This is a genomic window from Segatella copri (genome assembly GCF_015074785.1).
Taxonomy (GTDB): Bacteria; Bacteroidota; Bacteroidia; order Bacteroidales; family Bacteroidaceae; genus Prevotella.
In genome coordinates this window covers 1,708,284-1,720,904 of record NZ_CP042464.1, presented here as the reverse complement: position 1 = coordinate 1,720,904, position 12,621 = coordinate 1,708,284, and the positions used below count along the sequence as shown (strand labels likewise).

The 12,621-nt window shown below is 45.9% G+C and carries 11 protein-coding genes; 6 read left to right on the top strand and 5 right to left on the bottom strand.

Going from position 1 to position 12,621, the window contains the following annotated elements; translation table 11 throughout:
* Positions 1-123 precede the first annotated feature (123 nt).
* The 3 genes from FO447_RS07585 to FO447_RS07575 are packed head-to-tail and all read left to right on the top strand — an operon-like array spanning position 124 to position 3,812.
* Entirely contained in the window at positions 124-1,653 is a 1,530-nt protein-coding gene (locus tag FO447_RS07585; protein WP_117587178.1) for a carbon-nitrogen hydrolase family protein, read from the top strand.
* 51 nt (positions 1,654-1,704) lie between these two features.
* Positions 1,705-2,832 carry an o-succinylbenzoate synthase gene (locus FO447_RS07580; RefSeq protein WP_200758314.1) on the top strand — a complete coding sequence of 376 codons (1,128 nt, stop codon included), beginning with the start codon at positions 1,705-1,707 and terminating at the stop codon, positions 2,830-2,832.
* Entirely contained in the window at positions 2,829-3,812 is a 984-nt protein-coding gene (locus FO447_RS07575) for an AMP-binding protein (RefSeq protein ID WP_200758313.1), read from the top strand. Before FO447_RS07580 ends, FO447_RS07575 begins: the two co-directional genes overlap by 4 nt.
* A 33-nt stretch (positions 3,813-3,845) precedes the next feature.
* Here the strand turns inward: FO447_RS07575 and aroB are convergent, their stop codons facing one another.
* Positions 3,846-4,892 (bottom strand): 3-dehydroquinate synthase, encoded by a 1,047-nt coding sequence (aroB, locus tag FO447_RS07570; RefSeq protein WP_006847291.1) that lies wholly within the window; start codon positions 4,890-4,892, stop codon positions 3,846-3,848.
* Positions 4,893-5,108: 216 nt separating this feature from the next.
* On the opposite strand from aroB, the gene FO447_RS07565 reads away from it, so the two are divergent.
* Positions 5,109-8,063 (top strand): TonB-dependent receptor, encoded by a 2,955-nt coding sequence (locus FO447_RS07565; RefSeq protein ID WP_200758312.1) that lies wholly within the window; start codon positions 5,109-5,111, stop codon positions 8,061-8,063.
* A gap of 230 nt (positions 8,064-8,293) precedes the next feature.
* Here FO447_RS07565 and FO447_RS07560 read toward each other — a convergent pair whose 3' ends face one another.
* Entirely contained in the window at positions 8,294-8,887 is a 594-nt protein-coding gene (locus FO447_RS07560; protein WP_200758311.1) for a porin family protein, read from the bottom strand.
* A gap of 293 nt (positions 8,888-9,180) precedes the next feature.
* Here FO447_RS07560 and FO447_RS07555 point away from each other — a divergent pair, with 293 nt between their 5' ends.
* Positions 9,181-9,396 (top strand): DUF6722 family protein, encoded by a 216-nt coding sequence (locus FO447_RS07555; RefSeq protein WP_200758310.1) that lies wholly within the window; start codon positions 9,181-9,183, stop codon positions 9,394-9,396.
* Between the two features lie 181 nt (positions 9,397-9,577).
* Here the strand turns inward: FO447_RS07555 and FO447_RS07550 are convergent, their stop codons facing one another.
* The 3 genes from FO447_RS07550 to FO447_RS07540 are packed head-to-tail and all read right to left on the bottom strand — an operon-like array spanning position 9,578 to position 11,232.
* Positions 9,578-10,000 carry an RNA-binding S4 domain-containing protein gene (locus FO447_RS07550; RefSeq protein ID WP_022121567.1) on the bottom strand — a complete coding sequence of 141 codons (423 nt, stop codon included), beginning with the start codon at positions 9,998-10,000 and terminating at the stop codon, positions 9,578-9,580.
* Positions 10,001-10,002: 2 nt separating this feature from the next.
* The gene (gene pth / locus FO447_RS07545; RefSeq protein WP_006847297.1) at positions 10,003-10,575 is read right to left on the bottom strand and encodes an aminoacyl-tRNA hydrolase; all 573 of its coding nucleotides are present in this window, start codon (positions 10,573-10,575) and stop codon (positions 10,003-10,005) included.
* Between the two features lie 51 nt (positions 10,576-10,626).
* Entirely contained in the window at positions 10,627-11,232 is a 606-nt protein-coding gene (locus FO447_RS07540; RefSeq protein WP_119228162.1) for a 50S ribosomal protein L25/general stress protein Ctc, read from the bottom strand.
* Between the two features lie 284 nt (positions 11,233-11,516).
* On the opposite strand from FO447_RS07540, the gene nusB reads away from it, so the two are divergent.
* Positions 11,517-12,584, top strand: a complete 1,068-nt coding sequence (gene nusB, locus FO447_RS07535; RefSeq protein ID WP_200758309.1) for a transcription antitermination factor NusB — start codon at positions 11,517-11,519, stop codon at positions 12,582-12,584.
* Positions 12,585-12,621 lie beyond the last annotated feature (37 nt).

Sequence of the window (12,621 nt, the reverse complement as noted above, 5' to 3'; positions counted from 1 at the left end):
TTTGTGTAAAATACATGAAAAGAGTTTTCGTAAATGTCAATTATTTGCGAAAACTCTTTGTCGTATCTATAATTTGCTGTATCTTTGCAGCCGGATTTAGATAATAATAAAAATACAGTTGTTATGGAACCAACTCGAAAAATCGAAAAGGTAGGCATGCGCAACCTTCGCATGGAGGATTACGATCAGCTTGCCAAGTCGTTTAAGCGTATTTACGCAGACTCAGATGTATTCTGGACAAAAGAACAGATTAAGAAACTCATTACTATCTTTCCTGAGGGACAGGTGGTTATTATCGTTGATGATAAGATTGTGGGCTGTGCGCTCTCTATCATCGTCAATTATAATATGGTGAAGGGCGATCATACCTATGCTCAGGTTACGGGTAATGAAACCTTCAATACCCACGATCCTAATGGAAACATTCTTTACGGCATCGAGGTATTTATCCACCCTGATTATCGTGGTTTGCGCCTGGCTCGCCGTATGTATGAGTATCGCAAGGAACTCTGCGAGAAGCTCAACTTGAAGGCTATCATGTTTGGCGGTCGTATACCAAACTATCACAAGTATGCCGATAAGATGCGCCCTAAGGAGTATATCGAGCATGTAAGAAACCGTGAAATCTATGACCCGGTTCTTACCTTCCAGCTTTCCAACGACTTCCATGTACGCCGTGTGATCCGCAACTATCTTCCTAGCGATGAGGAGAGCGAACACTGCGCCACCCTCTTGCAGTGGGATAACATCTATTATCAGCCACCTACGGATTCTTATGTAGACCGCAAGCCAACCGTAAGAATCGGATTGGTACAGTGGCAGATGCGCCCATATGCTTCGGTGGATGACCTCTTCGAACAGGTTGAGTTCTTCGTAGATTCCGTGAGCGATTACAAGAGCGATTTCATTCTCTTCCCTGAGTATTTCAATGCGCCTTTGATGGCTCGTTTCAACGACTTGGGTGAGGCGCAGAGCATCCGAAAGATGGCGCAGTATACCGAAGAAATCCGTGACCGTTTCCGCGAACTTGCCATCAGTTACAACATCAATATCATCACGGGTAGTATGCCTTATCTCAAGGACGATTCCCTCTATAATGTGGGCTTCCTCTGCCGCAGAGATGGTAGCGTGGATATGTATGAAAAGATTCATGTTACACCAGATGAGCAGAAGTGCTGGGGATTGAGTGGCGGTAGCCATATCCAGACCTTCGATACCGATTGCGGTAAGATTGGTATCGTTATCTGCTATGATGTGGAGTTCCCTGAGTTGTCAAGATTAATGGCTGAGGATGGCATGCAGATTCTCTTCGTTCCATTCATGACCGATACCCAGAATGCTTACTCTCGAGTAAGAGTCTGTGCCCAGGCGCGTGCTATCGAGAACGAGTGCTATGTAGCCATTGCGGGTAGTGTGGGCAACTTGCCACGTGTTCACAACATGGATATCCAGTATGCCCAGAGTGCCGTATTCACCCCTTGCGACTTTGCTTTCCCTAACGATGGCAAGCGTTCTGAGGCAACACCTAATACCGAGATGATTCTCGTATCGGATGTTGACTTGAACCTCTTGAATGAGCTTCATACCTACGGTGCTGTAAGAAATCTTCGCGACCGCCGCAAGGATCTGTATGAATTGAAACAGAAGAAGTAAGTGGCAAGAAAAATTTAACATTTAACATTCAACACTTAACATTTAAATAAAGTGTATAAGATAGAAATCTCGGAGCGCACGCTCCACTTCAAGCAGCCGGCAGGCACGTCTCGTGGGGTTTATACCACGAGACACAGTTATTATCTCACTCTCACCTCTGACGAAATGCCGGGGGTAGAGGGAGTGGGAGAGTGTGCTACGCTCCCTGATCTCAGTTGCGATGCCAAACCGGAATATGAGATGACCCTGCGACAGGTTTGTCAGATGGTAGAGCAGATGGGACGCATTCCTTACGATATGATTCGTGCTTATCCAAGCATCACTTTCGGCCTCGAAACCGCCTTCGCTTCGTTCTTTGATGCAGCAAAGAAGAAGCTGGGGGCAATGAATCTGTCTGAGGGAAAGACTTCTGTCGAAATACTGAAGGAGGAGGGAGTCTCTGTTCCTATGGGAATGGAGAATCTTGTCAATCTTTTCGATTCTCCTTTCGGAAGAGGTGAAGAAGGTATCACAATCAATGGTTTGGTGTGGATGGGAACCTATGAGGAGATGCTGGCTCGGTTGGAGGAAAAACTCCAGGCGGGTTTTCATTGCGTGAAACTGAAGATTGGTGCCATCGATTTCTTCAAGGAACTCGATCTCATCAAGCGCATCCGTGATGTGTATACCAAGGAGCAGGTTGAATTGCGTGTAGATGCCAATGGTGGCTTCTTGCCGGAGAATGCAATGAGCCAGCTGGAGGCTTTGGCTAAATATGACATTCATTCGATTGAGCAGCCTATCAAGCAGCATCAGTGGCCTAAGATGGCTCAACTTTGTCGCGAAACACCGCTTCCTATCGCCCTAGACGAGGAACTGATTGGTGTGAATGTCCGGAGTATGAAGCAGGCTTTGCTCGATACCGTCCGTCCTCAGTATATCATCCTCAAGCCTTCACTTCATGGTGGAATCTATGGATGCAACGAGTGGATAGAACTGGCTAACCAGCGTGGTATCGGCAGTTGGATTACTTCTGCTCTTGAGAGTAATATCGGTCTGAATGCTATTGCTCATTATGCAGCTAAAGTATATGGTCCTAATGTCAAGATGCCGCAAGGCTTGGGCACCGGACAGCTCTTTACTGATAATATACCGATGCCTTTGGAGATTCGTGGTGACAAACTGTTTGTAGTAAAATGACTTTAGAAGATTTTCTTTCAGAATGGAATAACGGTAGCGACCGGGTGCTTGTTCATACCAGTGGCTCCACGGGAAAGCCCAAGCCGATGATGGTAGAGAAGAAGCGAATGCTCAACTCAGCCCGCATCACTTGTGATTTCTTGGGTTTGAAGCCTGGCGACAGAGCCCTGTTGTGCATGCCGCTCGATTATATTGCAGGTAAGATGGTGGTGGTGCGGAGTATAGAGCGCCATCTCCATCTTATTTCTGTTTGCCCAAGTGGGCATCCTTTGAAAGATGTAAATGAAGAGATTACCTTCGCTGCGATGGTCCCGATGCAGGTTTATAACACCCTACAGGTTCCTGAAGAGCGGGCTCGTCTCTGCCGTATCAGGCATCTTATTATCGGTGGCGGAGCCATAGATGAGGCTCTCGAACAGAAACTGAAAGCTCTTCCCGGCGATATTGCCATCTGGAGTACCTACGGAATGACCGAAACGCTCTCGCATATTGCCCTGAGAAGAATTAATGGTGATGAGGCCAGCGAATGGTACCAGCCTTTCGATAGTGTGAAAATCAGTCAGACCGATGAAGAATGTCTGGTGATAGATGCTCCGCAAGTCTGTGCTGAACCCCTGGTAACGAACGATATTGTGGAAATAGAATCCTATATATATAATAAGGTGGAAAAACTCCGTTTTCGCATCAAAGGCAGAAAAGACAATGTGATTTGCAGCGGAGGCATCAAGATTCAGATAGAAGAGGTTGAAACCCTTTTGAAGCCTTATCTCGAAAAACCTTTCATGATAGCCAAGAAGAAAGACGGGAAGTTTGGAGAAATTGCTGTCCTCTTGACGGAAGATGAGGATATGGAAAAAATAGAGGCGACTGTTCGCCGCCTCTTATCTGATCATAAATATTGGATTCCTAGAGAATACCTTCATGTAAACCAGCTCCCGCTTACCGAAACCGGAAAGCCGAAGCGCTCTATCTTTCTTTAAAGGGATTCTCTGAAGAAAGATTCTTTAGCTGAATTATCCTTCTCTGAAGAAATCGAGTGCTTCCTTGATCTCTTCTGTCGTAGCTGTCTGGTTGATACGGATATCGCCTATGCCGCCCAGCATCGTGAAGTTGATGATGCCATTCTGGTTCTTCTTGTCATGATGCATCAGCTCGATGAGCTCATCATAGTCATCGCAGGTAATATCCAGTGTACCATAGAATTCCTTGATGAAGTTTACGGTCTGGCGCATCTTCTCTGTAGGGAATCCGGTTTTGGCAACACTCAGATAGAGTTCTGGAATCAGACCGAATGCCACCGCGTAACCATGCAGGATAGGCTTGCGCTTCAAAGCCCAGCTCTCGAATGCATGACCGAAAGTATGGCCCAGGTTCAGCGCCTTGCGGATGCCCTGCTCGTGAGGATCCTGCTCTACAATGCGCTCCTTTACCTTCACGCTGTCGCCTACCATGCGCTGCAACTGCTTCAAATCAGGCTTGTCGAGGTCGAAACTTACCAGTTCTTCCCACATGGCTTCTGTAGAAATCAGACCGTGTTTCAACATCTCTGCATAGCCCGAACAGATGTTTTCTGCATCGAGCGTCTTCAGGAACTCTGTATCGAGAATAACGAACTTAGAATCGTTGAACACACCTACTTCGTTCTTCAGTCCGCCGAAGTTGATACCTGTCTTTCCACCTACCGATGCGTCTACCATAGCCAGCAGGGTGGTAGGGATATTGATAAAGTTGATACCTCTCTTAAAAGTGCTGGCAGCAAAGCCACCCAGGTCGGTTACCATACCGCCGCCCAGATTAATCATACAGGAGTGGCGTGAAGCACCTCCCTCCTGCAGTCCTTTCCATACCATCATCAGACTTTCGATGTCTTTATGGCTGTCGGTAGCCGGAATAGTGATGATATGGGCTTCCTTCATGCAGTAAAAATTCTGCAATACAGGCATGCATAGTTCCAATGTCGTAGTATCTGTAAGCACAAAAAGCTTGTCGTGCTCACACTCAGAAAGTGCACTTACCAGTTCGCTTTCCAGTTGGGTTGATATGATTACTCTTTGTTCCATAACATTCTAACGTATTAATTTTTGTGCAAAGATACACTAAAATGGAGACAATACAAAAAAAAAGTTGCTAAATTTGCGTTTTTTATCTCAGAATGCATTAAACCTTGGTGTATTTAACGCGTCAAAACAATCGAGTAACAAAAATGATAATAGAATATCATAGCGATTATGTGTGAAAACACTCATAGTTGGAAATAATAACAAATTAAAAATAGAATGAAAAAATCGATTCTGACGATGCTGCTGCTGTTGATGGCAATAGCATCCTTTGCTCAACAGCGACTGATATCCGGTCAGATTACCGACCGCGATACCAAGGAGGCCATTGAGCAGGTAACTGTTCAATTGCTTAAGAGCGACAGCACGTATGTAGCTGGTGCCATCAGCAATGAGAACGGACTCTTTCATGTCGCTGCTCCGGCAAATGGCAAATATCTGCTCAAGATTTCGAGTGTAGGATATAAGTCTACCGTGAAGCGTATCCAAATTTCTGATAACAAGAATCTGGCTATGGGTAAGATTGTGCTGGGTGCTGAGGCTATCATGCTGAAAGGCGCAGTGGTAACAGCCATGGCTCAGAAGGTAACCCTGAAGGAGGATACTTTCGTGTACAATTCTTCTGCCTATCGCACACCGGAAGGTTCTGTAGTAGAGGAACTCGTAAAGCGTCTGCCGGGTGCAGAGGTGAGCGATGATGGTACTATCAAGATTAATGGTAAGGAGGTAAAGAAGATTCTGGTAGACGGCAAGGAGTTTATGACCGGCGATACCAAGACTGCCTTGAAAAACCTGCCTACCAGCATCATCGAGAAAATCAAGGCATACGATGAGAAGAGTGATCTCTCTAAGGTGACCGGTATTGATGATGGTGAGGAGCAGACCGTGCTCGACTTCGGTGTGAAGAAGGGTATGAACAAGGGTTTGATTTCCAACATCGACCTGGGCGTGGGCAACAAGAGCCGCTACAATATGCGTGGCATGGGCGGTTATTTCAATGATAACAACCGATTCATGCTCTTTGCCAATGCCAATAACACCAGCGACCGTGGTTTCGGAGGCGGTGGCCCTGGCAGAGGTTTCGGAGGTGCTAACGGTTTGAATGCCAGTAAGATGATAGCCGCCAACTACAATTACGAACTGAAGGATAAATTCAAGTTCAATACTTCACTTCGCTGGAATCACAGCGATGGCGATATTTGGAGCCGTCGTTCCAGCGAGAACTTCATGGGTAGCAGCTCTTCGTTCAGCAACAGCTTGACTCAGAATTTCTCTCGCAGCAACAGCTGGAATGGTAACATCCGCTTGGAGTGGATGCCTGATTCCATGACCAATATCCTCTTCCGTCCTTCCATCTCCTGGAGTACCAGCGATGGATTGAGTGGCAGCCAGTCGGCTTCTTACAACAAGGATCCTTATACCATTACCACCAAAGACCCTCTTTCTGAAGAAGGTATTGAGGAGTTGGACAAGGCTGAGGCTATGGTGAACAGTCAGTTGACTAACGGAATCACCTATTCTGATAATAACAATATCAGGGGTATGCTGCAGGTGAACCGCAAGTTGGGCAACAAGGGACGTAACATCACCTTCCGTGTGGATGCCAAATATACGGATAATGACAGCAAGAGCATCTCGCTCAACAATGCCAAACTCTATCTCGTACAGACAGCGGAGGGTAAGGATTCTACTTATCAGACCAACCGCTATAACCTGACTCCTTCGAAGAATTACAGCTATGCGGGCCAGTTGACCTATAGTGAGCCACTCTGGAAGGCAACCTTCCTGCAGTTCAGCTATAAGTTTACTTACAGCTACTCCAAGAGCGACCGCAGCACCTACGATTTCAGCAAGTATGCTATGAGTGGTGATCAGGAGTACCGTGGTTGGGATAGTTACCTGAATCCGTTTGCCGGTCATCTCGAAGATTACAAGGATGATGATCAGAGCCGTTTCTCTGAGTATCGCAATTACAATCACGATATCCAGGTGATGATGCGATTCGTCCGTCAGAAGTATAACTTGAACTTCGGTGTGATGGTTCAGCCACAGCAGTCGAAGTATATTCAGGATTATCAGGGCGTGCATGTAGATACCGTTCGCAATGTGGTGAATGTGAGTCCAACGCTCGATTTCCGCTATCGCTTCTCAAAGATGAGCAACCTGCGCGTGAACTATCGTGGTACTACCTCGCAGCCAAGCATCTCTCAGTTGCTTGATATCACAGATAACAGCGACCCGCTGAACATCTCGAAGGGTAACCCTGGCTTGAAGCCATCGTTCACCCAGAACTTCCGGTTGTTCTACAACAACTTCGTGCAGAACCATAACAAGGGTGTCATGACCTTCATCCACTTCTCTACCACCAACAATAGCATCAGCAACAAGGTGACCTACGATGAGAAGACTGGTGGTAGAATCACCCGACCTGAGAATATCAATGGCAACTGGAATGTGATGGGAGCCTTTATGTTCAACTGCTCTATCGATAGTGCTGGTGTATGGAACTTGAATACCGATACCTACTTGGGTTACAACAACTATGTAAGTTATCTGAGTCTCGACAAGCAGTCTGATTCCCAGAAGAATACCACCCGCAGTACTACTTGGAGAGAGCGCCTCTCTTTCAGCTATCGCAACAACTGGCTGGAGCTTTCGCTCGATGGAACATTGAATTATAACCATGCTACAAACAAGTTGCAGCCTAACAGCAACCTCAATACCTGGCAGTTCTCTTATGGTCCTAGCATGACGCTTACAGCGCCTTGGGGAACCAGCTTGAACTCAAGCCTCTCTATCAGCAGCCGCCGCGGTTATAGCGACAGCAGCATGAATACGGATGAGTTTGTATGGAATGCGCAGCTCTCTCAGGGTTTCCTGAAGGGCAAGCCTCTTACTATCATGCTGCAGTTCTACGATATTCTCCGCCAGCAGAGCACCTTCTCTCGTGCCATTTCTGCTACATCCCGTACGGATACGGAGTATAACGCCATCAACAGCTATGCGATGCTGCACGTGATTTACCGTCTGAATCTCTTCGGAGGCAAGGATGCCCGTAGGGGTGGACCTGAAGGTCCTGGTGGTCCCGGTGGTCCTGGTGGCCGTCCAAACTTCCATGGCCGTCCATTCAATGGCGGTTTTGGCGGTGGTCGTCCAGGCGGCAGAATGTTCTAGAAAACTTCTCTTGAAAACGAAGTAAGCTTCATTGGGCATTGAAGTAAGCTTCATCTGCGTATGAAACAGGCTTCATTTGCCTTTGAAGTAAGCTTCATTTAAAACGATAGTAAGCCTCACTTAATGTTTACGTGAGACTCATTTCAAATAGGTATGACGAGAAAAAAAGAAATCCCCGCTCTTCGTAATGAAGAACGGGGATTGTTATTTTGTCTTGTCAAGAGTCTTGATTAGAGCTTGAACTTGTAACCCAATGTAACCTGGAATACAGAGTTCTTGCTATCAGTGCCGTCCATAACCTTTGTTACACCGATGTTGTAGCGAGCATCCAGACAAACGTTCATGTACTCGTAAGAGATACCTACAGGAACTGAGAGGTCGAATGACTTGAATGTATCATCGAGGTTTTCAGAAACAGAAACCCCACCAGCCTTGGCTGTAACCTTGCTGCTTACCTTGAAACCTGGCTGAAGACCAGCCTTGAGAGCCAAACCCGGAGCTACGTAAACATTAGCGAGGATTGGAATGTTGAGATAATCGTTCTTGATAGTTGCTGAAGCTTTAACACCCTCTTCTTCTGCATCGCCCTTAGTTCCCTGCATAGAGTAGAGCAAACCAGCACTAAGACCGAACATAGGAGAAACGTGATACTCCAACTCTGCACCTGCCACTACACCTGCGCGAGTCTTTGAATCATCGAGGTCAGTCATGTCTGCGATGCTCAAACCTACCTTAGGCTGAATGGTGATGTCACCTGCATTGTACTGTGCGAAAGCACCTACTGAAGACAGCACCATAGCTGCCATAACGAATAATTTTTTCATAACTCTTTCAATTTATAAATTTAAAACTGTTAATATTCTCGTAGCTTTTGAAATAGTATGTTACTATAAAGCTGAAAATGAGGTAGCCATTTATCATGCCTTACCATCATCTTTCGGGTGCAAAGATAGGATTTTTTACAATAGAGTCCAAACAAATTAATGATTATTTGCTAAAATCGGGCGAAAAAATACGAAATTGTTACCAAATAGAATGTTTTTAGATTTTTTTTATCCCCGTTTTCTTGCATTGTTTCATAAAAAGTTGTATCTTTGCAAAGTAAAATGAATAGCGTATGGGATTAGAATTTGGAAAATGGTTAATGGACGTTGCCAAATATATACTGACGGCGCTCTTGCTTGCGACTTTTCTGGGGGATATGAATTCCGCAGGTACTATTATAGCTTCTATAGTTTTGATGTTAGGAATGCTTGGCATCGGATTGTGGCTGGTAAAGAAATCAAGTAATAATAATAAAAAGAGAAAGGAAAATAAATATGGATGCTCATGAACTTAATACTTGGCTTATATTAGGAACCCTTTTCTTGCTTTGTTTGGTAGGATTAGGAATCGGTATCTATGATACAATGAAGCAAAAGAAAGAAAAAAGCCTTTCGGCTTAAAAGGAAAATAATTATGACTACACAAGAAAACTCCCCCTATACTCTTTGAAGTGTAGGGGGAGTTTTATTTTATTCTTCATCCTCGTCCCAGTCTTCTTCGTCAAATCCAAACATGGCGGGATCTACGAAGGCGTCCAGGGCTCGGCGTTCTTTCTTTGTAGGGCGACCAGTGCCTCTTGCTCTATCTACGAATCCGCTGATGCGGCTCATCTCCAGGAGCTCGTATTGCTTAGGGTCGGTTACGTTTTTATAGACACCATACAGCATCTTGGCGCCTACGCGCTGCTCTATGCAGTCGAGAACCTCGAAAGAGTAGGTGATAGGGGCTTTCTTTACGCTCACCACATCGCCACGCTTGATGATGAAGGAAGGCTTTCTCGTTACACCTCCCACCATGACGCGGCCATTCTTACAGGCATCGGCAGCAATGCTGCGGGTCTTGTAAATGCGGGCAGCCCAGAGCCACTTGTCTATTCTTGCTGATTCTTTCATGATTACTTCTTTCCTAGCTTATTGTATTGGTTCATGGTGATGTCGATACCAGCCAATACGAAGCTCTTGATGATCTCTACACCCAGGTCGATGGCCGGCTGCAGCTGCTTCATGTCTTCCTCAGTATATTTGCCCAGCACCCAGTCTATCTGGCCGCCACGCGGATAATCGTTGCCGATGCCCATGCGCAGGCGGGCATAATTCTGACCGATAAGCTGCTGGATATGTCCCAATCCGTTATGGCCGCCGTTGCTGCCGTTCGCCTTCAGTCGGAAAGCACCCAGAGGCAGGGCTAGCTCATCGCTGATAACGAGCAGTCGGCTCTGGTCAATCTTTTCCTGATTCAGCCAATATCTTACCGCATTACCGCTGAGGTTCATGAATGTGGTAGGTTTGAGCAGGAAAATCTTTCTTCCCTTGAGCGTAGTCTCGGCTACGAAGCCATATCGCTTATCCTCAAAATGAATATTGGACGCTTTAGCAAAAGCGTCCAATACCATAAATCCTGTGTTGTGCCTGGTGCCGGCGTATTCATCGCCAGGGTTACCAAGCCCACAAATCAAATATTTATCCAATGTTTGATAATGCTTTACTCAGGTTCGTAAAATCTCTAGATGACTCAGTGATTAAGCCTCTGCATCATCAGCAGTCTGAGCTGCGAGCTGAGCGTTACGTGTCATCTTGATAGAGCAAACTACAACAGCCTTGCTTGTAGCCAACTCGAGACCCTCGAATGAGAGGTCACCTACCTTGATGCTCTTACCGATCTTCAACTCTGTAACATCGATATCGAGGTGCTCAGGGATAACCTGGTAAGGAGCTGTAACGTTGATCTTACGGATAGAGAGGTTCATACGACCACCATCACGTACACCCTGTGCAAGACCTGTCAACTTAACTGGAATACCGATAGTGATAGGCTTCTTGTCGTTAACCTCGTAGAAGTCAACGTGCAGAGGAGCGTCTGTTGTTGGGTGGAACTGAATCTCCTTCATGATAGCTGTGTGGCTCTCACCGTCGATGATGAGGTTGATAACGTATACATGAGGAGTGTAGATGATTTTACGCAACTCAGCGAATGGAACTGCGAATGACAAAGCCTCAGGAGCACCGTTCTCGCCCTTCTTCTCACCATAAAGGTTACATGGAATCAAACCTTCCTTACGCAATGTCTTAGAAGCTTTCTTGCCAAGGTCTGTACGCTTCTGACCTGTTACATTAATCTCTTTCATTTTGTGTTACTCTAAATTAAGTTATTAATAAAAAATGTGCCTTAACTCGCCATCACACGGATTAGCTTTGCTTAAAGCGGGTGCAAAATTACGAAAATTATTTGGAATGAGCAAACTTTTTATAGAAAAACATGTCCTACATGCAGAAAAATTAAGGAAAATACAATTTTTTGCTTAAATAAACTGAAATTTTTGCCCGTTTTCTTGTCTATTACCTATTTAATGTGTATTTTTGCAAGCGTATTAGGTAATTTAATAAATGAATCTTTTAAAAACATTAGAGAATGATTAATAGGGATTTGATAAGACGTAAGATTGTGCAGTTAACCTACGCATACTATCAAAACAGCGATCATAACATGGAGAACGCTGAGAAGGAGCTGATGTTTAGTCTCTCCAAGTCATACGATTTGTACAACTACATGTTGCAGCTCATCGTTGCCATCACCCAGGAGGCACGCAAGCGCTACGATGTAGATGTAGCTCGTGCCAAGAGAGAGGGTGAGCAGGAACCTTCACCACGTTTCGCATTCAATAAGTTCGCTCTGCAGCTCGAAGAGAACAAGATGCTGCTCGAATGGATAGATGTTAAGCATTCCAACTGGGATGAGGATATCGAAATGGTGCGCAAAGTGTATACTGCTATTACGTCTAGCGATCTCTATGCTGATTATGTCAGCGGTGCTATTGATGAGGAACTCGCCGATCTCGACGAGTACAGCCGCGACCGCGAGGTATGGCGCCGCATCTACAAGCAGTTCATCCAGAATAATGAAGATCTTGATGCATTCCTCGAGGAGAAGAGCCTCTACTGGAACGATGACAAGGATATCATAGATACTTTCGTATTGAAGACTATCAAGCGTTTCGACCCAGAAGCTAAGGCCAAGCAGGAATTGCTGCCAGAATACAAGGATGCTGAAGACAGAGAGTTTGCACGCAAGCTCTTCCGTGCTACCATCCTCAACTGCGATACCTACCAGCGCTATATGAGCGAGGCTTTGCGCAACTGGGATTTCTCACGTCTTGCCTATATGGATGTGATTATCATGCAGATTGCCATCGCTGAGGTGATGAACTTCCCTGGCATTCCGGCTACCGTCACTATCAACGAGTATGTAGACCTCGCCAAGGCATACAGCACTCCTCGCAGCGGCGGTTATGTTAACGGTATGCTCGACAGCATCTGCCGCGAGCTCATCAGCCGCAACCTCATCCAGAAGGAGATGCCTGAGCGCAAGCAGCATCAGCATGCACAGCACGGCGAACATGCCGGCAAACAGCGCCCAGACAACCAGCACCCAGCCGGCCATCGTCCGCGCATTCATCGCGCTCCGGGCAAGGGTGAGTAAATAACGGAGGCCTTTCTTACAGGTCACACCTTATTTA